Source organism: Streptomyces sp. WMMB 714, assembly GCF_900090125.1.
GTDB lineage: Bacteria > Actinomycetota > Actinomycetes > Streptomycetales > Streptomycetaceae > Streptomyces > Streptomyces daqingensis.
Genome location: NZ_FMHJ01000018.1, coordinates 14,642 through 34,901 on the forward strand (window position 1 = coordinate 14,642; position 20,260 = coordinate 34,901).

Consider the following 20,260-nt stretch of genomic DNA (forward strand, 5'->3'; position numbering starts at 1 on the left):
CCCGTAGTGACCGGACCCTGCGGGCGTGCTGGGGTATGACATGGCTCCCTGCTCGGTTTCGGCACCCCAAAAGCCTGGGCGCGGAGTAGCAGGACAGAAGCCTGTGACTCCTCTTCCTGGAAGAGGTAGTCCGAGTGCTCTCCCTGGCTGTTCTCATCCTGCTGGCATCAGACGTTGCTGCCGGCAGCGGTCCCGTGAACCGATGGCCACGGCGCTCGTCCGCCGGGCGTTGATACAGCCACTGCCAACCGCCCAACACCCCGGCCCTGGTGAGGTGTGACTGGAACGCCATGACTCGGACGAGTCCAGCGCACACAAGTCTGGAGGATCCTCAGATCACGTCACCTGAGACGTGAGGACACCGGTTCGTCTAGTTGTACGGCGGCTGCTGCGGCGGAGCCGTCGACTCAGGGGTGTACAGCTGCTGTTGCTGAGACGGCATCCCGTAGCCGGGTGCCTGGTTCGGTGAGTACGAATAACCGCCCGGGGCTCCCGGCCCACCGGGACCACTGTTCCGGTTCCGCCTACGACGCCGCACGAGAACGATGGTGAGCACGATCGCGCCCACGAAAAGGAACGCAAGAACACCCGTGATCGTCCACAGAATGACGAACTCCCGGTCCTGCTTTTCTTCGAGGGCCTTATCTTCCTTGAGTTGCTTAGCTGCCTCAACCTCATTCTTGATCTCCAACGGGAGACTGAGTGGACCGTACTTAGGCCCCTTGGGGATGTCCTCCTGGAGCGCAGCGAGAGGGCTAATCGCACCGTAGCCGTAACGCTCATCAGGGACCTTCGCCCCCTTCTCCGAGGCGGGCATCTTGGCTGTCTTCGCCAGACGGTTGACAACCTGTCCTGCGGCGAGGTCTGGGTACTTCGCCCTGATCAGTGCGGCGGTGGCTGACGCGTAAGCCGTAGCATCAGAAGTCCCCGTACCGTACGCGTAGTAGTTGCTATCTTCACCCCCCGCAGTGAGGACACGGGTGGCAGGTCCGACCAGCAGAGTTTCAGGACCCTTATTCGATTTCTCCCAGAGTGTTCCGTCCTGCTTCACACCACCAACCGGCACAACTCCCGGGTAGGCCGCTGGATACTCAACGGCGCCTCCAGAGTTACCGGTTGATGCGAAGACAGGCACATCCTTCTTCAACGCATAAGTAATCGCCTCGTCGTCGTCATCGGAGTTCTCACTGTCATCCCCCAACGAGATGTTGATCACAGAAGCCCCATGATCGACTGCGTACTTGATCGAATCGTCTAGCTTCCCACCCGTGACACGGATCGGAAGGATCTTCGCCGCAGGTGCAAGACCCATAATGCCGTTGGCGTTTCCTGGCCCATGTCCATGCCCCGCGATCATGGCAGCCATCCCGGTGCCATGGGAGTCACCACGTTCCGGAGCCGGAGATCCGCCGTCGACGAAGTCCTTCCCCTTGAGAACATTGCCCTTCAGGTCAGGGTGCTGGGCATTGACACCGTCGTCGATGACCGCAATCGTCTGGCCCTTGCCCCTAGTGACCTTCCATACGGACTCGGCATCGAGTGCATCGAGGGCCCACTGTTTATCCCTGACGTCATCGGCCACAGCCTGTGGTGATGCAGCAAAGATCAAAACCCCTGCAATCGCTGTGCTACCGATGACACGCAGGGTCGGCCTCTTGCCCATCTGTCGAGTCCTCTTTTGTTGCGGCGGAGGGGCGCGGCCTTGTGGCCGCGCCCCTGAGCTTGCGGTGCCTCGTAGTCTGCCGGGTCCCCGTCAGCCGATCGTCGGCGGGGCTACATCCCGCCGCTCGGGCATCCAGGTCTCCTCATCCTCGACAAGGTAGTCCGGACGCTCACCCTGGCTGTTCTCATCCTGTTGACGCCGGGCGTTGCTACCGGCAGCAGCACCACGGCCCATGAGACCCCCGGCGTTGCGACCCCGCTCACCTGCCATGGCGCCGCCACGGCTTGAGTGCAGCCCCGCACCACCCTGCCGAGCAGCGCCCTTGCCCTGATCCGGAGTGTCGAGAACGCCACCTCGCTGACGTGCCAACGGACCGCGGCCAGCGGCACTGTTAGCGCCCCTACCGCCTACACCTCCGGCAGCCCCGCCACGACCGCCAGCTCCGATGCCGGCAGCAACTCGTCCACCGGTGCCGCCGCGAGCACCGGCACCGACACCGGCACGGGCGCCCGCGCCGGCCCCAGCAACGCCACGGTTGCCGGAGGCCTGACCGACGTACCCAGGTCCGCCAGCGATACCGCCAGCTCCGACGGAACCAGCCCCGGCAGAAGGACCACCGGAGACTCCGGCGGTGGGACCGCTCGCATTTGGGCCACCAGGACGCTGGCCGGTCGCAGTTCCGCCTGAGATCCCGTCCACCTTGGTGGCTGCGGCGGGCGTTCCCGAAACGGTAGGCGAAGTCGACTTCGGGGTCGTCTTTCCGACGGCATTGCTGGTTCGGGAGGTGGCAGAGACAGCTGCGCTAGGACTGCCACTGTCAGAAGCCAGGGGGACAGGAACAGGTGCCACGCCCCCCGGGTCACCTGGGTAGTCTTCCGAACCGTGCTTGCCACGGGGCGGCGGCTTCCGGTTCCACGACCCCATCGTCTGCGCCTGCGACGAATACGTAAGGGCCAGGGTCTCCATCAGCGCGGCGGCCTTCAGTTGCGCTTCCTTGCCTGCAGAGAGGTTGCCATCGTGGTTGTCCAGGGCCTTCTGCGCGCCCTGGTTGCCGCTGATCTCGCCCTTCCAGTCCTCATCACGGGAGAAGCCGTCGCCGATCTTGTCGAAGGCCTTGTCCATGGTGCCGGGCTCTTCGATCGCTTCGAGTTTCGGCTTGATGTCGCTCAACTGCTGGCCGGCATTGCGCATCACGGTCGAGGTACGCATCGCGTAAGTAGCGCAGTCGGAGATGGACTTGCTGACCTTCCTCGCCTTCTTGGCGAACTCGTCAGCGGACTCACCCTCCCAGTGCTGCAGAACGTGTTCGACGGCCTTGTCGAAATCGCTCTTGATGCTGCCGCCGCCACCCACCAGATGGTCGTTGATGGCCTTCCAAGCATCGGCCACCTCAAGCACCAGGTCCGGTTTGGCCCCGGCCAGCATCTTCTTCATTTGGGAGATGTCTCTCCCTGTCGCGAACGGCGTCTTGACGTTGCCCGCGTAGCACATGTTGCCCGTGTCGGTGAAGTCGCTGAGTCCCTCGTCGCCCATCTCGTCCTCGCCCCCTGTCCGTTAGTTCCCGGACCCTGAACGGCCGCCGTCCATGCCGTACTTCGCGTCGTGTTCGGCGTCCTGGTACTTGCCGTGCGCCTTTTTGGTGTTTGTGCCGAAATCATCGATGACAATGTTGAGGTAATCGACGACTTCCTCAATGTGCTTTTTCATCTCCTGGTGCGCCTTGGTGAGGTCGCGCTCCTCGTCGAACTCGGCACCTAGCGCGCCGCCAGGGAGGAAGGTGTTGTACTTGCTCTTCGTCACCGAGTCACCCATCGCGCTCTTCACACGATTGAGCTTGCGTACGGTCTCCTCGAGCTCGCTGAGATCAACCCGCATCTCACCCACGGCTGCGCCCTCCCCGTTCCTTCTCCGTCATGCGTTCCGCATCCACCCGTGCACACCGACTGCGTACCAGAGGCCGTCCCGGCCCACTCGGACAGTTGAGCCGCAAAGACAGTACCGACCCATGGTGCCGTAAGACGCTTCCTCGCACACCCTAGTAACACCTACTGACACCGGGTCACCACCCCCACGATCTTGCCACCTCCCGCAGGCGCGGAATCCGGTACTGCAGGCGATCCCCCCTGCATGCTGCGACAACCCACCCCCGCGCCTGTAACCGGACTTCCGCCACGATGGCGCAAGACGCACATATGCCGTACGTCCTCTGCCCAGTTGAGCTGGGCAGTGATACCTGATCGTGATGCGGCGGACTGGTGCTTGCACCCCCGCAGACCAGTCCGGCCGATGGCTCGACGCACACCTCATCAGTTAGCCGCCGGCGGCTTGTGCTTGTGGTCTTGATAGAGCATGACGACACCGGCAGCGACGGCCGAGACGGCACTCGCAATGAGGAGGGCTACCCCCCAGCCGCCGGAGTGGTGCACGGCGTTGAGGGGTGCTGGCAGGACCAGAACGAGGAGCAGCAACAGGAGAACGGGATGGGGAAGCGTCAGCGGCCATGCGGCCCCGAGATCCACGGCGTTGGCAACCGTCCGAGCTGGGTCCGGAGGCGACGGCATAGCCTGCGCAACGCCCTGAGCGGTGAGCTGTTGCAGGGAGTGGGTGGGGACGTTGCCGGGGAGACGGCGTCCGTCAGGGGCGACGAAGTCGACAGGGGTGGTCGCCAGCAGGTTCTCCTCAGGCGCTTTGGAAAGGTCCGCCGGCCACTCCAACTGGCCGCTCTGCCCTGTCAGTACGACGGCGGCGTACTTGGCATTGCAGCCGGGCGCCTGGAAGGCGAGGTCTTGGCCGCCGCAGTGGACCTTGAGCCCGTTGAAGCCGTCGGGGGACTTGTTCGGGCGAGGTACCGCGTACTCGATGTAGCCGTTGATGTGAGCCGACGCGGATGCCATCCCGCGCTCGGCACGCTTCATACGCCCCTTCGGGAGCCGGCCGGCACCGCCACGGATCAACCAGACGACGAAGGCGACGGTGCCACCCGCCCACCCGATGAGGACGAACACCCACTGACGAAAGCCCATAGAGCGCCCGGACAACTGCTGTGCGACCTCGCTGCGTTCGGCGTCCCCGACGGGCTGGAGCTCAGGATGGCCCGGCGCGTACCCCAAGAACACGGTTTCGCCCTTTTTGAGGTTCCGTTCGTTCACGAACTCGACTTGAACGCGGCGACCCTCTGGAGTCCGAACGTCATAGCGCGCCCGGTAACCGGCGTTCCTGCTACCCGTCTTGCCAAGGGAGTGAACCTCCTCGACCGGTGTGGCGACTATCCGTCCGCCAGAAGCAGCGATCCGCTGGTTGTCATTCGGCTCCTCCCGCGCAGAGGACCCCATGCCGAAGAGCAGCGCGACGAACGCCGGGAATAGGAACCCTCCGACAATCAACCGCCACCAGCGGCTAAGGGACCCACGTAGCCCGGTCTGCCACGCAGCCCGGTACACCGCCGCAGTGTCCGTCACCGGAGAGCCTGCCCTGACGATGAAAATCGCGAAGAGGCATAGGGCAAGCGCAACAGTGCAGCTCCATGCCAGGGCGGCCCGCAACGCCCCTGCCCCCAGAAGCAACCATGCGGCGGCGTTCGCAATGAGAGCGAGGGGCGTGACAACGGCGACCGCGCGCCCAATTGTCGCCCCATGGCGCAATGCTGAACCCGCCCGACCTGACAGTGATGCGTTGTTCCCTGCTGAACCAAGCGAGTCGGGGCCGGTTCGCGGATCGCTGAGACTACTCATTCGAATCTTCCTGGAGAGTGACGTTTCCGACGTTTGGCTAGCGAAGCCGGTCACCGACCGCCGACATGACATCTCACAGCCCTCATGCCGTCGAGCCGCAACCAGCCGCCCCTTCACCTCCAGGCGATACCTCACGATCGCCTGAATCGCGGGCAGTATCCACCTCCCGGGTGGCGGGGTCAGGAGCCATGATCGACTCCAGGTCCTTGGCATCGAGTTCACCCGGAATATGCCAACCGGTGTCAGACACAATTCAATTGGGAGCCTTCTTCCCGCGTCGCCAATTGCGCACCGGATGCCAGACCAACACCCCGTCCTGGTGGCCGGCCGCCTGGAACTGGCGACCAGCATGATCGGTGACGAGCAACGCGATCACCTCGCGAGAATCATGGTTCGCGGAGCCCAGCGAAACCACGTTTCCCTCTCCAGGGCAGTGGTTCCCTCCGATGACTTGCGCTGGCAGGGAACCGTAAGAACGCTGCGAAGCACGGAGTTGGGCATGAGCATCCAACTCCAGAACAGCGTCGTGCCTGCCAGCACGCCGATCAGCTCGATTACTCGTCGGGTGCGCACCGCCAACATCAGGTGGGGCACATGTGCGGACAGGTTCGGCCCAGGAGCCTTGCCGATGGGTGAGTCCTCTGTCTGAGTCATCCGAAATCATCTAGCCAGACTGGTGTTGCGGCGATCGCGATTGGAAGCGTCGCAACCATGACCGGAGCGGTCGACGCTGGTAGGAAATCGGCACCGAGGCTGAGGTCTCGCCCCGCCCCTCACCCGCCCTGGACCGCCGCCTGGGGGCGGATCGGGAGGCGGTTGACCGGGCGGCCCGTGGCTGCGCGGACCGCGGAGGCGACCGCCGCCGGGGAGACGACCACCGGGACGGCGGACGCGGCCTTCGCGCCGAACGGCGCCACGACGTCCTGTTCCTCGACGAGTTTGACGATGCGGATGTCCGGGGCGTCCAGCGCCGTCGGCAGCGCGTAGCCGGTGAAGTCGGGGCGGCGTACGACGCCGCGTGCGATGCGCAGGTGCTCTGTGAGAGCCGCTCCGACGCCCTGCGTGACGCCCGCCTCGATGCGCGCGCGGAGCTGACGCGGGTTCAGCACGCGTCCCACGTCCTGCGCCACGGCCATCTCGACCACCCGCACGGAGCCGAGTTCGATGTCGACGTCCACGACTGCGCGTACGGCCGCGAAGGCCATGCCGACGAAGGCGTCGCCCTGTCCCGTCTCGTCGAGCGGCTCGGTCGGGTGGGGGCGGCACTGGGCCGTCGCCCAGAGCTCCTTGCCCTCCAGGGCCTCCGCGACGGTCGTGGACAGCACGCCGTCGTAGGAGGTGATCTTCCCGTCGGAGACGGAGAGCAGTTCCGCCGTCATCCCGAACTTCGAGGCCAGGGGCTGCAGCAGCTGCGAACGCACCATCTTCGCCGCCCGCTCGACCGCGCCGCCCGAGACCCAGGTGTGCCGGCTGTGCGCGCCCGCGCCGGCGGAAGGCTGGTCGGTGTCGACGGAGGCGACGTGGACCTCGTCGATGCCCAGGGTCTCCTGGACGATCTGACGGGCCAGCGTCGTGAAGCCCTGGCCGGATTCGACGGCGGCGCACATCACCGTCGCCACGGGCCCGTTGACCTTCACGGTGGCGGTGGAGACCTCGTCGGCGCCTTCGGCCCCCAGCATGTGGACCATGCCGAGCGCGTAGCCGACGCCCCTCCGTACCGCGCCCGGCTCGCCTGCGCCTTCGGGGCCGCCCGGCAGCAGCCAGTCCCGTGCGGGGCTGTCCTTGGGCAGCGGCGGGAGCGGTGCTTCCCTTACGGCGCGCAGGAGTTCGGCGACGGGCGCCGGGCAGGTGACAGTCTGGCCGGTGGGGAGGAGGTCTCCCGTCGCCATGACGTTGCGCATCCGCAGCTCGGCGGGGTCGATGCGCAACTGGGCGGCCAGCTTGTCCATCTGGCCTTCGTACGCCGCGCAGACCTGCATGGCGCCTTCGCCGCGTACGTGGCCGGAGGGCGGGTTGTTGGTGCGTACGGCCCAGCCGTCCACGGACGCGTGGGGGACGACGTACGGCCCCGCCGCGAAGGAGACGGCCGCGGCGAGTGCGTCGGCGCTGGTGTCCGCGTACGCGCCGGCATCCATGAGGATCTGCGCCTCGACCTTGACCAGGCGGCCCTCGTTGTCCGCGTGGTGGCGGTAGCGCAGCAGGGTGGGGTGGCGGTGCGCGTGGCCGAGGAAGGACTCCTCGCGGGTGGCCGCGATCTTGACCGGTGACCCGGTCTTCATGGCCAGCAAGCCCAACGGCATCTGCAGACCGGTGTCTTCGCGGTCGCCCATCGCGCCCGGAACGCCGGTGACGACGATCTTCACCTGCTCCGGCGGCAGGCCGAAGCAGGCGGCGGCCAGGTCGCGGTCGGTGTGGGGGTCGGTGGAGGCCGTGTAGATCTCCACGCCGCCGTCGGGGCGCGGTACGGCCAGCCCCGCTTCGGCGCCGATGGGTGCGGGGTCCTGGCGGCCGATGCGGTAGAGGCCCTCCACGACGACGTCGCCCGTGATGTCCGGGTCTCCGAAGCGCAGCGGGATGTGGCGGATCAGGTTGCCGTCGGGGTGGAGCGGTTCGGCCTCGAAGGACTTCTCCGGGTCGGTGACCGCTTCCAGCGGCTCGTACTCGACGTCGATGGCGGCGGCGGCCAGCCGGGCGGTGTCGGGGTGGTCGGCGGCTACTGCCGCGACGGGCTCGCCGTAGTAGCGCACCAGGTCGCGTGCGAAGGCCGGCTGGTCGGCGACCTTGCGTCCGTGTCCGGCGTCGCCCGGCACGTCCTCGTGGGTGACCACGGCGTGCACGCCGGGGAGCGCCGCCGCCTGCGTGGTGTCGATCGAGAGGATGCGGGCGTGCGGGTGGGGCGAGCGCAGCACGGCCGCCCACAGCAGGCCTTCGGCCCACAGGTCGGCGGCGTACGGGAAGGTGCCCTCGGCCTTGGCGGCTGCGTCGACCGAGGGGAGGGACGCGCCGATGCCCTTGGTGACGGGGCCGTCGGCGGGTTCGTGCGGCAGAGGCGTGCCTTGGGACGGAGTCGCTGTGACGGCGCCGGGACCGTCGGCCGTGCTGGTCATGCCGCTGCCTTTCCGCATCGTCCGCCGCGTCGTACGCGCCGTACGCGTCCTTCTCCTCGTCGTCCCCCGCTTCGTGTGCAGCCACTCGTGCCGCCGCGTGTGCCGCGAGTTGCGGAGGGGGCTGCCGGCTTCCCGCCGGCGCCCTTGCCCGGCACCCCGGCACCGCACGCCGCTCCGGCGGTGGTGGACCGTCCGCCCTGGGGCCGAACGCGGGACGCGGAGAAGCCGGGACGCCTCATGCGCCGCTCCCCGGGGGGTAGTAGGCGCCGCCCGCGCCCGGGCCCGCCTGGTGCGGGATGCGCGCCTGCTGGGCGTCCATCCGCTCCTGGGCCTCCGCCTCCGCTTCGGCTTCCTCTTCCTCCCGGGCGGCCTGCTCCGCCCGCTCGCTCACGACCGTGCGGACGGCTTCGAGCACGCCGCGGTAGCCGGAGCAGCGGCAGAGGTTGCCGCAGATGGCCTTGCGGGTCTCCAGCTCGCTGGGGGCGTGGTTGCCCTCCAGGAGGTCGTGCACGGTCATCGCCAGTCCGGGGACGCAGAAGCCGCACTGGACGGCCCCGGATTCGGTCAACGCCCGCTGGACGTCGGAGAGTACGCCGTCGACCGCGAGGCCCTCCACCGTCCGGATCTCGCTGCCCGCGGAGGTCGCCGCGGGCACGAGGCAGGAGGCCACCAGGCGGCCGTCGACCTGTACGGAGCAGGCGCCGCACTCCCCCTGCGAGCAGCCGTCCTTGGCGCCGGCCAGGCCGAGGCGCTCGCGGAGCACGTACAGCAGCGATTCGCCGATCCACGCGTCGGTGACGGGCCGGTCGGCGCCGTTGACGTGCAACACGTAGGAGACGTGGGGGTGTTCGCCTCCGAGTTCGGGTGCCAGCTCGACGGACGGGGCCTCCGAGACCGTCCCGTCGGCGGGCGGGGTGCCGGACGCGGCGTCGGGGGACGCCGTACCGGGGGACGCCGCGTCATGGGGTGCGGAGCCGTCGTCGTTCGCGGTGCCCGCGGTGCCGTCTGAGGCGGTGCCGTGGGAGGCGGACGCGCCGGACGGCGCCGCGCCGCCGGGCCGACTGCCGTTCGTGTCCGCCGAGTTGCTCTGCCGGGCGGCGTCTCCTGCCGGGCCGTCGCCTCCGGGGCCGTTCTGGCCGGTGGGCGGCCACTGCCCGCCCGTAGTGGCGCCGTTGCCCGCGCCGCCGGACGAAGGAGTGAAGGGAAGTCCCGAACGCACCGTGCCCAGGCGGAGGTTGCCGCCCTCTGTTCCGTCGTCGGAGGCGCCTGCGCCGTTCCCCGCGGGAGCTCCGCTGCCTCCGGTACCGCTTCCGCTTACGGAGGCGCCGTCGCCTCCGCGGCCGGCGTGGCCTTCGGCCCCCGGCCCCTGCGGAGCGCCCGCCGCCGGCGCTCCGGCGCTGTCGTGCGGCGCCGCCGCGTAGGCGTGCCCCTGTCCCTGTGACGGCGGTGCGCCCGCCTCCGGCCCTTGGGCCTCCCCCTGCCCCCCGAAGGGCACCTGCCGGTGGGCGTGCGCCTCCGCGTACCGCGCCTCGCCGCCCGGGTCCTGCCGGTACCGCTGCTGCTGCTCCTGCTGGCGCTCGGCCTGCTCCTGAGCGAAGGACGTGCCCGGTCCTATCGGCTCCGCCTCGTCGCCCGCGCCGCCGCCCGAGCCGAGCGGACGCCGCAGCGTACGCGCCTCGTGAGAGCCCGCGAGCGCCGCTGCCGCCCCCTGCCCCATGGCCGCCGAGGACGCGCTCTCGCCGTCGTGCTGCTCCGCGGGAGCCGACGGAAAGGACGACTGCACCCGGTAGTTCTCCTCCTGCGGGTGTTCCTGCTCGCGGGCGTAACCCTGCCCGTACTGCTGCCCGTACTGCTGGTCCTGCTGCCCGTACGGGGGGCCGCCCCGCCCGTCGCGCGGCCCGCCGGGCGGCTGCTGCCCGAAGGGCATCGCCCAGTTCCCTGCGGCCGCCGGATCGGTGGTGGGGGCGGGCACCGGCGGGGAGGACTGCTGCCCCGCCACCGCGGCGGGGTCGAGGGACGGCGGCGTGTAGCCCCCCTGCCCCGTTCCGGGTGCGGCCAGCGGGCCCCAGGCGTCGACGCCGGCGCCTGGCGGCGGAAGCGGGCCGCTCGGCAGCTGCACGAAGGCGGTGGCGTCCGCGTCGTACTCGCCGCCCCAGCCCTCCTGCGGGTACGACTGCGGCGCGCCCTCGCCGTACCCGTGTCCTTGCCCGTACGTCCGGCCCTGCCGCTGGTCCTGCCGCGGCGCGTGGCCGGCGTCCTGGTTCGCGTTCGGGTGGGGACGGGCGTTGGGGTCGCCGTGCGGATTGCCGTTGCTCATGCGAGCGCCCTCCCGAGTCCTCGGCGGGCCAGTGTGGCCACCGTACGCCGCAAATGGAGTGCCGCGGGCGGAAGTACGGGAGCCTCGCCGCCGTCCTCCGGCGGCGGAGGATCGGGAATGCACGCCATCGCGACATAGTCCCCGAAAGCGTTCAGCGCTTCCGGGGCGAGCCCGCGCTCCCCGTCCCAGTCGATGAGCGAGGCGATCCAGCGCTCCGCCTCCAGCGGACGCAGCGGCATCGGCGCGACCGCGCCGACCGCGCAGCGCACTCCGCGCCGCAGCGGGTCCAGCACGACGGCGACGGAGGCCAGGGCCCTGCCGGGGCCGGTGCGCCCGGTCGCCTTGAGGAAGGTCTGGGGGGCGTGGAGGAGCGGGACGCGTACGTGTCCGACGATCTCGCTGGGCCGCAGCATCTCCACGTTGGCCAGCAGATGGCTCACCGGGATCTCACGTCGGGACCCCTCGGGACCGGCGACGACGAGCGTGGCCTCCAGCGCGGCGAGCACCGGCAGTGTGTCCCCCGTGGGGGCGGCGCTGACGATGTTGCCGCCGAGGGTGCCCGCGTTGCGGATCTGCGGAGGTCCGGCGGCGCGTGCACTGGCGGCGAGGGCGGGGATGAGCGCGGAGAAGTCGGGCCGTCCCATGCGGGCGTGCGTCAGGCCGGCGCCGAGCAGGGCGTGCCCGTCGAGGTACTGCCAGCCGCGGATCTCGCTGATGCGGCCGAGACCGACGAGCGCCGTGGGCCGCAGCTGGCCCGAGTTGACCCCCGCCATCAGATCCGTGCCACCTGCGACGGGAACGGCCGCGGGCACCGTGGAGAGCGCCGACACGGCCTCGTCCAGAGTGGTCGGCAGCATGACTGACGGCACAGCCTGTGGCGCATGTTGTTCATGCTGTGCGTGCGTGCTCAACCCAGCCGCCCCTTCCCCGGTCCGTCCGGCCGCCGTGCCCGTACGGTACGTGCTCACAGCCCGGACGAGGCAACTCTGGCACATCTCGGCGGACAGTCGGACCGGGGGCCCGGTAAGGGCTGGTCCGGGTGGTTCCGTCTGTCGTCGTCATCCTCGTCCCATGTCCGGTGCGTTGGCCCCTAATCCCCTGCTCACACGATCAAGTGGGGATTTGCCACTCCGGGGGCCCGTTGCGGAGATCCGGGCACCTGTACGGACTTTCGTGCTAGGGACCAACGCCGCGAAACGACGGCACCGGCACACCAGTTGCGCACTTCGTGCAACCACGTGAACACTTTCGGTGATCGAGCGGCGATCCCCGGTCACAGGGTCACGTCGACGGCGGCGCACCCTCGGCCGGCCTCCCCTGGACGCCCGGACGGCGCTGCCACGGATGCGGGCCTCCCGGCGGGCGGTAGTCGACTCCCATCGCGTCGAGACGCGCGTAGTGGGCCTGCTCCATCCGGCGCTCGAAGTCCGCGAAGTCCCGCTCCTGCGGCGGCGGAAGGCGGGACCACGCCACTTCTGCGAACGCGGCCAGGCGCGGGAACGTCTGGTAGTCGACGCGCTGCTGGTTCTCGGCGCACTCGGTCCACATGTTGGCCTGCGCACCCAGTACGTGGCGCTCGTACCGGGTCCCCGCCAGCTCCGGCGGCACCGGCTCGAACCGGTAGACGTCCTCCAGCGTCCGCACGTACCCGAGCGGTACCGGCTCGTCCGCGCCCGCGTCCTGGCGGTGGTCCAGGTACACGTGCCGCTCGGGGCACATCACCACGTCGTGCCCGGCGCGGGCCGCCGCGACGCCGCCGGAGCTGCCGCGCCAGGAGGAGACGGCGGCGCCTTCCGGCAGGCCGCCGGTGAGGATCTCGTCCCAGCCGACGAGGCGGCGTCCACGGGCGGCGAGCCAGCCGGCGAAGTGCCGGACGAACCACGACTGCAACGCCTCCTCGGGGGCCGGCCGGGCGGCCTCGGGCCCGTGGCCGGGGCCCGACGCCGGCCCGTCCTCCAGCAGCCCCGCCTCGCGGATGCGCGCCTGCGCGGTGGGAGAGGCGCGCCACTGGTCCTTGGGGCACTCGTCGCCGCCGAGATGCACGAAGCGGGACGGGAAGATCTCCAGGACCTCCTCCAGCACGCCCTCGTAGAAGCGCAGCACCTCCTCGGTGGGCGCCAGGACGTTCGGGCTCACGCCCCACTCCGTCCACACCCGCAGCGACTCCGTGTCGACGACGTCGGTGTTGCCCAGTTCGGGGTAGGCGGCGACGGCGGCCTGGGAGTGGCCCGGGAGGTCGATCTCGGGAACGACGGTGATGTGACGCTCGGCGGCGTACGCGACGATCTCCCGGAGGTCGTCCTGCGTGTAACGGCCGCCGTGTACGCGCTCGTCCCACATCGGCGTCCCGCCGCGGTCGCGGCCGCCGTGGCCGACGCGGGTACGGGCACGGGTCGCGCCGACGCCGGTCAGGCGCGGGCGGGACTCGATCTCGATCCGCCAGCCCTGGTCGTCGGTGAGGTGCAGGTGCAGCACGTTGAGCTTGTGCGCGGCCAGCAGGTCGAGGGTGCGCAGCACGCCGTCCTTGGGCATGAAGTGGCGGGCCACGTCCAGCAGGTACCCCCGCCACGCGAAGCGGGGCGCGTCCTCCACGCGGAGTGCCGGTACGCTCCATCTCCCCTCCGAGGGTGCTGTTCTGGCGCGGCGGTACGCGGCGGGGCCGAGGAGCTGCCGCAGGGTCTGCGCGCCGTGGAAGACGCCTGCCGGGGACCCGCCCGTGACGGTGACGCGCCGGGCATCCGACTCCAGCACGTAGCCCTCCGGGCCGAGCCGTTCCCCGAGCGGCCCGTCCGTACGGAGGACGATCACCCCGCCGTCCGGGGCCGGTCGGCCCACTGCCGGCGGCAACTGCACTCCCGCGGCGGCCCCGAGCGTGCCCCGTAGCCAGCGTGCGGTGTCCTCGGTTCCGGGTGCCGCGTCGAGCGCGGTGCCGGGGGCGAGCACGAACGGCGGGCCCGCTGCCGGTACCCACTTCCGCGGCGCGGGGACGAGATCGGTCCGGGTCACGCCGAACTCCCTTCTGGAAAGGGGAACTTCAGGAGGAGATGTCCTGGTGCGACGGCCGATCGCGCCCAACCCGCGCTCAGCCGGCGCCCAGTCCGCGCTCAGTCCTTGACCGCCCCTCCCAGCCCCGAGACCAGACGCCTGTGCACGAGGACGAAGAAGACCAGCACCGGCAGGGTCATCACCGTGGAAGCGGCCATCACCCCGCCCCAGTCGGGCGTCTCGGTGTCGAAGAAGACCAGCAGGGCCATGGGCAGGGTCGAGTTCTCGGTCGCGGAGACGATGAAGGACTTGGCGAACAGGAAGTCGTTCCACGTCGAGATGAAGGAGAAGACACTCGTCGCCACGAGACCCGGGAAGACCAGCGGAAAGAGGATCTGCCAGAGAAAGCGCGCACGGCTCGCCCCGTCGACCGTGGCCTGCTCCTCCAGCGCCTCGGGGACGGCCTTCACGAAACCCCGCAGCATCCACACGGCGAACGGCAGCGAGAACGCCAGGTGCGGAAGTACCAGCGAGAGCAGCGAGTTGAGGACTCCGGCGTCGCGCATCAGGAAGAACATCGGAATCGTCAGCGCCTCGACGGGCACCATCTGCGCCACCAGGAACAGCACGAGCAGCGTCGTACGGAAACGGAACCGGAAGCGCGCCACCGCCGTCGCGGCGAGGAATGCGATCAGCGCCGAGGCCACGACCACCGTGACGGCGACGAGGACGCTGTTGACGAAGTACCGCCCGAATTCCTGCTGTTCGAAGACGCGGCGGAACGCGTCCCAGGACGGGTTCAGCGTCCACGGCACGGGGCGCCCGGAATGGATCTCCGCGGCGGGCCTGAAGGCGGAAAGCACCATCCAGTACAGCGGAAAGGCGACGGCGAGAGCGACGAGGACGGCGGATGCCTCCGCCGCGAGCCGCCACGGCCTCCTCGGTGCCCGACGCCAGCCCGGGCGGCGGCCGTTCGGCGCGATTTCCGGACCGGAACCGTGGGTGCCCCGCCGCCGTTCGGCTGCGGCGCGTGCCGGGCGCAGCTCCGTCACAGCACCTCACCTTTCCGCCGCAGCAGCCGCAGGTATACGAGCGTGACGCCGAGCAGGATCAGCAGCATCACCACGCCGATTGCCGCACCGAGGCCGTACTGCGAGGACGCGAACGCCTTCTGGTACGCGTAGACGTTCAGCACCAGGTTCTGTCCGGCGATGCCGCCGCCGTCCGTCATCACGTAGATCTGCGTGAAGACCTTGAAGTCCCAGATGACCGACTGGATGGCCACCACGAGCAGGATCGGCCGCAGCATCGGCGCCAGCACGCTGCGCCAGGTGCGCCACTGGGACGCCCCGTCGAGCGCGGCGGCTTCCAGCACCTCGGGGAACGGCCCTGATGCCCGCGTAGACCGTCACCATGACGAAGGGGAAGGAGCACCACACCACTTCGAGCAGCACGAGCGTGAAGGCGCTCATGCGCCCGTACGTCCAGGAGAAGTCGCCGAGCCCCAGCACCCTGTTGACGGGCCCGGAATCCGGGTCGAAGAGGAAGACCCACACCGTCGAGCCCGTGACGGCGGGAGTGGCCCAGGCGCCCAGTGCGGAGAGCATGAGCGCGAGGCGGGGCACGGCCCGCACGCGGGTGAGCAGAACCGCGAGCGCACAGCCCACGCCGAGGGTTCCCAGCACGCACGCGGCGGCGAACAGGACGGTCGCCGACAGCACTTCCCAGAACCGCCGGTCGGAGAAGAGCTCGGCGTAATTGCCCAGCCCCTGGAAAGTGACCGGTTCGCCGCCGCTGACCTGTGCCTGGGTGTATTCCAGCAAGGAGATGAGCCCCAGCTGGTACACGGGGTACACCAGCAGTCCGGCCAGCACGGCCAGTGCGGGCGCCAGATAGAGCCAGGGCGTCCAACTCCCTTGCCGCGCAAGCGAATTCACTCGCCGCCGGGCCGACTCCGCGGGAGCGGGCCCGGGGGCGGAAAGCGGCAGGCTCACTCGGCGAACGCCTCGTCCATCTTCTCCGCCGCTTCGCGGGCCGCCACGCCCACTCCGCGCTTTCCTCCGGCGATCTGCTGGAACATCACCGGAAGGACGAGGCCCGCGTCGATCTCCGCCCAACCGGGCGTCGCGGGCACGAACTCGGTACCCGCGTCGAGCGTCTTCACGAACGGTTCGACGAACGGCTCGTCCTTCGCGGCCTGCCGGCGTACGTCGGTGAATGTGGGAAGGAATCCCATGGCTTCGAAGAGCTGCTTCTGCGTCTCCTTGCCCGCCAGTTCCCGCATCAGCCGGACTGCCAGAGTGCGATGCGAACTGCTTTTCAGGACACCGACGTTGTTGCCTCCCGCGAAGGCCGGTGCGATGCTGCCGCGCTCGACTCCGGGCAGCGGTACGACGCCGTAGTCGCCCTTGACCTCTCCGGCGTCCACGGCCTTGCGGTTGAAGTCGCCGGCGACGGCCATTCCGGCCCTTCCGGCGGCGAAGGCCTCGACGTTGTCGTTGCCTCCCATCGCCGCGCACTTCGCCGCGGGGCAGTTGTCGTCCCCGAAGAGCCGCGTGTACGCCGCGATCCCCTTCTTCGCGCGGGCGCCGTCGATCGTCGCGCGGTACCGGCCGTCGCCGTCCCGCTCGGCCAGCTTCCCGCCGTGTGCCCAGATGAACGGCATCGCGCCGTAGGTGTACGCGCCGCCGACGGCGAGCCCGTACATGTCCGGGTGCTCCGCCCGTATTCTCCGCGCCGCGGCGGCGACTTCGCCGAGGGTGCGCGGGACTTCCAGTCCGAGGCCGTCGAAGACGTCGGTGCGGTAGTACAGCGCCCGCACGCCGACGAAGAGCGGCGCCCCGTAGACCTTGCCGTCGACGGTCACCGACTCCTTCGCGGTGGAGTCCGTGTCGCGGGCCTGCCGCCAGTCCCCGAACTCGGCGCTCACGTCGGCGAGTCCGCCGTTCCTCACGTAGCCGGCCGTGTCCGTGTTGCCGTACTCGATCAGGTCGGGCGCCGAAGCGGGGTCGTTGAAGGCGCCCTTGATCTTCTCCGCACGGCTGTCGACGGGGATGTACCGCACGTCCACCCGCACCCCGTCGTGGCGTTTCTCGAATCTCCGCACCACGCCGTCGACGACGCGTTCCTTGGGCTTGTTGCCGACCTCACGGAACAGCCACACCCGCAGGGTGCCGCGCTTCTCGTCCTTCTGCGCCCCGCCACCGGACGCGGACGGCGCACATCCCCCCAGCAGCGTCCCTGCCATGGCGATTGCCACCAACGAGGCGGCTGTTCGTACGGCCGACTTCACGGCGAGTCCCCCAACCCTCTTCAGGTGTTGCAGAATTCGCAACGCAAGTTTCGCGTCGCACAACTGCGCAGGAGGGTACGAGCCGCCGCCGGACCGGGCAATAGGTCTCGACCAATTGGTTACCGCCGTCCACCACGCGCCCGCTCCCGCCCGGCACGCCGCCACGGCGTACGCCCCGGCGCACGAGAAAGCGCGCCCCGCCCGCCCCCGTGCGGGGAGCGGGCGAAGCGCGCTGTGAGCCTTGCGCACCGGAGCCTGGAACCGGAGCAGTCACCAGGCCGTACGAGCGGGGCCGGCCGAGGGCACCCGGCCGCGTGGACGGCGGAACTCCCGCGCCCCCGGCCGCCGGACGGCGGGCGGGCCCTGCCGGGAGCCCGGACCGGCGGCGGGCCAGGGAGCCCGGGGAAGAGCGGCTACGGACCAGCGGGGCAGAAGAGCGGCCGCCCGGCGGTCACTTGCCGTCGCCCTTGCCGCCCTTTCCGTCCTTGCCGCCGCCCTTGCCACCGTCGGCGCCCATGGTCTCGTAGATCTCCTTGCACATGGGGCAGACCGGGTACTTCTTCGGGTCGCGGCCCGGCACCCAGACCTTGCCGCACAGCGCGACGACGGGCGTGCCGTCCATCGCGCTCGCCATGATCTTGTCCTTCTGGACGTAATGGGCGAACCGTTCGTGATCGCCGTCTCCGTGCGACGTCTGCGGGGTCGGCTCGACGAGCGTGCCGGTGCCCGTACCGCGCTCAGGCTCAAGAGTGCTCATGCGCACCAAGCCTAATTGAGCGAGGCGTCGTCCGGGTACGTGGCCACCATGGCCAGTTCGCTGCGCTGACGTCGCAGCACGGAGCGCCACAGCCGCTCGGGCGCCGGCGAGGAGACGTCCCCGGGTTCCGACTCGACGACGTACCACGCGCCCTCCGAGAGCTCCTTCTCCAGCTGCCCCGGGCCCCATCCGGCGTACCCGGCGAAGATCCTCAGCGAGCCCAGCTCGGCGGCCAGCAGCTCCGGCGGCGCCTCCAGGTCGACGAGGCCGATGGCGCCGTACACGCGCCTCCAGCCCAGCGGCCCGTCGCCCTGGTACTCGGGGCGGGCGGCAGGCGCCGGACCGGGCCCGTCCCCGCGCCCGTCGCCCCGGTCGCCGCTTGCGGGATCACCGCCGGCGACGGCGCGACTGCCGTGCGCGGCCGGCACCACGGCGACGCCCAGCGCGGCGTCCAGCGACACGGGCCCGCCCTGGAAGACGACGCCCGGCTCGCCGGCCAGCGCGGCCCACGGCTCGAGGATGTCGCTCACGTCGACGGGGGTCGGGCGGTTGAGCACCACACCCAGCGAGCCCTCGCCGTCGTGGTCGAGCAGCAGCACCACCGCACGGTCGAAGTTCGGGTCAGCCAGCACCGGGGTCGCAACCAGCAGCCGCCCGGTGAGCGAAGACACCTCGGTCATGGGCCAATGATCCCGCAACCGCGCCGTCCGTGGGAGCCAACGGCCGGATCGACCACCTCACATCAGGCATACGCCCAGCTCAGAGCCCTCAACCAGGTCCGCTCCCGCAGCTCGCCCGCTCCGCAACTCGGTCACAAGCGGCCGCTATCCACTCACACACCGTGAAAGTGCCCAACTGTGACGCTTCGCCTCCTTCCCAGCCCTTACGCGGCAGGGCGGGAGGGCCATTACGATGACCTTTTGCCCCATGACTGCTGAACCGGGCGGCAGATCAACGCGCCCAGTCCCAAATCGTCTTCAGGAACGCGGAGATCCATGACCGACGACGTCCTGCTTGTTCACGGCGGCACCCCGCTCGACGGCGAGATCCGCGTCCGCGGCGCCAAGAACCTCGTTCCGAAGGCGATGGTGGCCGCGCTGCTGGGCAGCGAGCCCAGCCGTCTTCGCAACGTCCCCGACATCCGCGACGTCCGCGTCGTGCGCGGGCTCCTCCAGCTCCACGGCACGACGGTGACGGCGGGCGAGGAGACGGGCGAGCTCGTCCTCGACCCGTCCCACGTCGAGAGCGCCAACGTCGCCGACATCGACGCCCACGCGGGCTCCTCCCGCATCCCGATCCTCTTCTGCGGCCCGCTGCTGCACCGCCTCGGCCACGCCTTCATCCCCGGCCTGGGCGGCTGCGACATCGGCGGCCGTCCCGTCGACTTCCACTTCGACGTGCTGCGCCAGTTCGGCGCGACGATCGAGAAGCGCGCGGACGGCCAGTACCTGGAGGCCCCGCAGAGGCTGCGCGGTACGAAGATCCGGCTGCCCTACCCGTCGGTCGGCTCCACGGAGCAGGTGCTGCTCACCGCGGTCCTCGCCGAGGGCTCCACCGAGCTGAGCAACGCCGCCGTCGAGCCCGAGATCGAGGACCTCATCTGCGTCCTGCAGAAGATGGGCGCGATCATCTCGATGGACACCGACCGCACCATCCGCATCACCGGCGTCGACAAGCTCGGTGGCTACACGCACCGCGCGCTTCCCGACCGACTGGAGGCGGCCTCCTGGGCGAGCGCCGCGCTCGCCACCGAGGGCCAGGTCTTCGTGCGGGGCGCCAGCCAGCGCGAGATGATGACGTTCCTCAACACCTTCCGCAAGGTCGGCGGCGCCTTCGAGGTGCTCGACGAGGGCATCCGCTTCTGGCACCCCGGCGGCCCGCTGAAGTCCATCGCGCTGGAGACGGACGTCCACCCGGGCTTCCAGACGGACTGGCAGCAGCCGCTCGTCGTCGCGCTCACCCAGGCCACGGGCCTGTCGATCGTCCACGAGACGGTCTACGAGTCCCGCCTCGGCTTCACCTCGGCGCTGAACCAGATGGGCGCCCACATCCAGCTCTACCGGGAGTGCCTGGGCGGCTCGGCCTGCCGCTTCGGGCAGCGCAACTTCCTGCACTCCGCGGTCGTTTCCGGCCCGACGAGGCTGCAGGGGTCGGATCTCGTCATCCCCGACCTGCGCGGGGGCTTCTCGTATCTCATCGCGGCACTCGCCGCGCAGGGCACGTCCCGCGTGCACGGCATCGACCTGATCAACCGCGGCTACGAGAACTTCATGAACAAGCTGGCGGAGCTCGGCGCGAAGGTGGAGCGCCCGTAGCGCGTACGGGCAGGGCGCGCCAGTCGTCGCGAGCAGCACGGCGCCCCGCGCGAAGCACCTGTGAGAACGCACACGAAGGGGTGGTCACCCGGT

Annotated in this window: 13 protein-coding genes and 1 pseudogene; 1 reads left to right on the top strand and 13 read right to left on the bottom strand. The window is 69.9% G+C overall.

The genetic code is table 11. From position 1 onward, the window contains the following. Nucleotides 1-370 precede the first annotated feature (370 nt). The 13 genes and pseudogenes from H181DRAFT_RS26255 to H181DRAFT_RS26315 form a co-directional block, all read right to left on the bottom strand. On the bottom strand, nt 371-1,663 hold the full coding sequence (locus H181DRAFT_RS26255) for a S8 family serine peptidase (RefSeq protein ID WP_045866939.1): 1,293 nt from the start codon (nt 1,661-1,663) through the stop codon (nt 371-373). 90 nt (nt 1,664-1,753) lie between these two features. Beyond that, nucleotides 1,754-3,196 (bottom strand): hypothetical protein, encoded by a 1,443-nt coding sequence (locus H181DRAFT_RS29245; protein ID WP_074468059.1) that lies wholly within the window; start codon nt 3,194-3,196, stop codon nt 1,754-1,756. Between the two features lie 21 nt (nt 3,197-3,217). Beyond that, nucleotides 3,218-3,538 carry a hypothetical protein gene (locus H181DRAFT_RS26265; RefSeq protein ID WP_045866995.1) on the bottom strand — a complete coding sequence of 107 codons (321 nt, stop codon included), beginning with the start codon at nt 3,536-3,538 and terminating at the stop codon, nt 3,218-3,220. 431 nt (nt 3,539-3,969) lie between these two features. Then, nucleotides 3,970-5,046: a hypothetical protein gene (locus H181DRAFT_RS26270; RefSeq protein WP_139131763.1), complete on the bottom strand. Its 1,077-nt coding sequence runs from the start codon at nt 5,044-5,046 to the stop codon at nt 3,970-3,972. 1,121 nt (nt 5,047-6,167) lie between these two features. Further along, nucleotides 6,168-8,501 (bottom strand): xanthine dehydrogenase family protein molybdopterin-binding subunit, encoded by a 2,334-nt coding sequence (locus tag H181DRAFT_RS26275; RefSeq protein ID WP_045866996.1) that lies wholly within the window; start codon nt 8,499-8,501, stop codon nt 6,168-6,170. Between the two features lie 235 nt (nt 8,502-8,736). Next, on the bottom strand, nt 8,737-10,818 hold the full coding sequence (locus H181DRAFT_RS29250) for a (2Fe-2S)-binding protein (RefSeq protein WP_052708749.1): 2,082 nt from the start codon (nt 10,816-10,818) through the stop codon (nt 8,737-8,739). Then, nucleotides 10,815-11,675: an FAD binding domain-containing protein gene (locus H181DRAFT_RS26285; RefSeq protein WP_045866944.1), complete on the bottom strand. Its 861-nt coding sequence runs from the start codon at nt 11,673-11,675 to the stop codon at nt 10,815-10,817. The genes H181DRAFT_RS29250 and H181DRAFT_RS26285 overlap by 4 nt, the downstream gene beginning before the upstream one ends. 424 nt (nt 11,676-12,099) lie before the next feature. Continuing rightward, the gene (locus tag H181DRAFT_RS26290) at nt 12,100-13,824 is read right to left on the bottom strand and encodes a beta-N-acetylhexosaminidase (RefSeq protein WP_045866945.1); all 1,725 of its coding nucleotides are present in this window, start codon (nt 13,822-13,824) and stop codon (nt 12,100-12,102) included. A 98-nt stretch (nt 13,825-13,922) separates the two neighbouring features. Then, nucleotides 13,923-14,786 carry a carbohydrate ABC transporter permease gene (locus H181DRAFT_RS26295; RefSeq protein WP_045866998.1) on the bottom strand — a complete coding sequence of 288 codons (864 nt, stop codon included), beginning with the start codon at nt 14,784-14,786 and terminating at the stop codon, nt 13,923-13,925. Nucleotides 14,787-14,851: 65 nt separating this feature from the next. Beyond that, a pseudogene (locus tag H181DRAFT_RS26300) lies at nt 14,852-15,740 on the bottom strand (carbohydrate ABC transporter permease). Nucleotides 15,741-15,793: 53 nt separating this feature from the next. Beyond that, a complete protein-coding gene (locus tag H181DRAFT_RS26305) occupies nt 15,794-17,050 on the bottom strand; it encodes an extracellular solute-binding protein (protein ID WP_254666978.1) in 1,257 nt (418 codons plus the stop codon). Nucleotides 17,051-17,546: 496 nt separating this feature from the next. Then, nucleotides 17,547-17,852 carry a DUF3039 domain-containing protein gene (locus H181DRAFT_RS26310; protein WP_045866999.1) on the bottom strand — a complete coding sequence of 102 codons (306 nt, stop codon included), beginning with the start codon at nt 17,850-17,852 and terminating at the stop codon, nt 17,547-17,549. An 11-nt stretch (nt 17,853-17,863) separates the two neighbouring features. Next, nucleotides 17,864-18,532, bottom strand: a complete 669-nt coding sequence (locus tag H181DRAFT_RS26315; protein ID WP_045866947.1) for a YqgE/AlgH family protein — start codon at nt 18,530-18,532, stop codon at nt 17,864-17,866. 315 nt (nt 18,533-18,847) lie between these two features. Between H181DRAFT_RS26315 and murA the strand changes: the two genes are divergently transcribed. Then, entirely contained in the window at nt 18,848-20,167 is a 1,320-nt protein-coding gene (gene murA / locus H181DRAFT_RS26320) for a UDP-N-acetylglucosamine 1-carboxyvinyltransferase (protein ID WP_045866948.1), read from the top strand. The last annotated feature ends 93 nt before the right edge of the window (nt 20,168-20,260 follow it).

Excerpts from the sequence above, each read along its gene's own strand:
- H181DRAFT_RS26285 (WP_045866944.1), bottom strand. The coding sequence starts at position 11,675 with ATGCTGCCGACCACTCTGGACGAGGCCGTGTCGGCGCTCTCCACGGTG.
- murA (WP_045866948.1), top strand. The coding sequence starts at position 18,848 with ATGACCGACGACGTCCTGCTTGTTCACGGCGGCACCCCGCTCGACGGC.
- H181DRAFT_RS26265 (WP_045866995.1), bottom strand. The coding sequence starts at position 3,538 with ATGCGGGTTGATCTCAGCGAGCTCGAGGAGACCGTACGCAAGCTCAAT.
- H181DRAFT_RS26275 (WP_045866996.1), bottom strand. The coding sequence starts at position 8,501 with ATGACCAGCACGGCCGACGGTCCCGGCGCCGTCACAGCGACTCCGTCC.
- H181DRAFT_RS29250 (WP_052708749.1), bottom strand. The coding sequence starts at position 10,818 with ATGAGCAACGGCAATCCGCACGGCGACCCCAACGCCCGTCCCCACCCG.
- H181DRAFT_RS26315 (WP_045866947.1), bottom strand. The coding sequence starts at position 18,532 with ATGACCGAGGTGTCTTCGCTCACCGGGCGGCTGCTGGTTGCGACCCCG.
- H181DRAFT_RS29245 (WP_074468059.1), bottom strand. The coding sequence starts at position 3,196 with ATGGGCGACGAGGGACTCAGCGACTTCACCGACACGGGCAACATGTGC.
- H181DRAFT_RS26305 (WP_254666978.1), bottom strand. The coding sequence starts at position 17,050 with ATGGCAGGGACGCTGCTGGGGGGATGTGCGCCGTCCGCGTCCGGTGGC.
- H181DRAFT_RS26255 (WP_045866939.1), bottom strand. The coding sequence starts at position 1,663 with ATGGGCAAGAGGCCGACCCTGCGTGTCATCGGTAGCACAGCGATTGCA.
- H181DRAFT_RS26310 (WP_045866999.1), bottom strand. The coding sequence starts at position 17,852 with ATGAGCACTCTTGAGCCTGAGCGCGGTACGGGCACCGGCACGCTCGTC.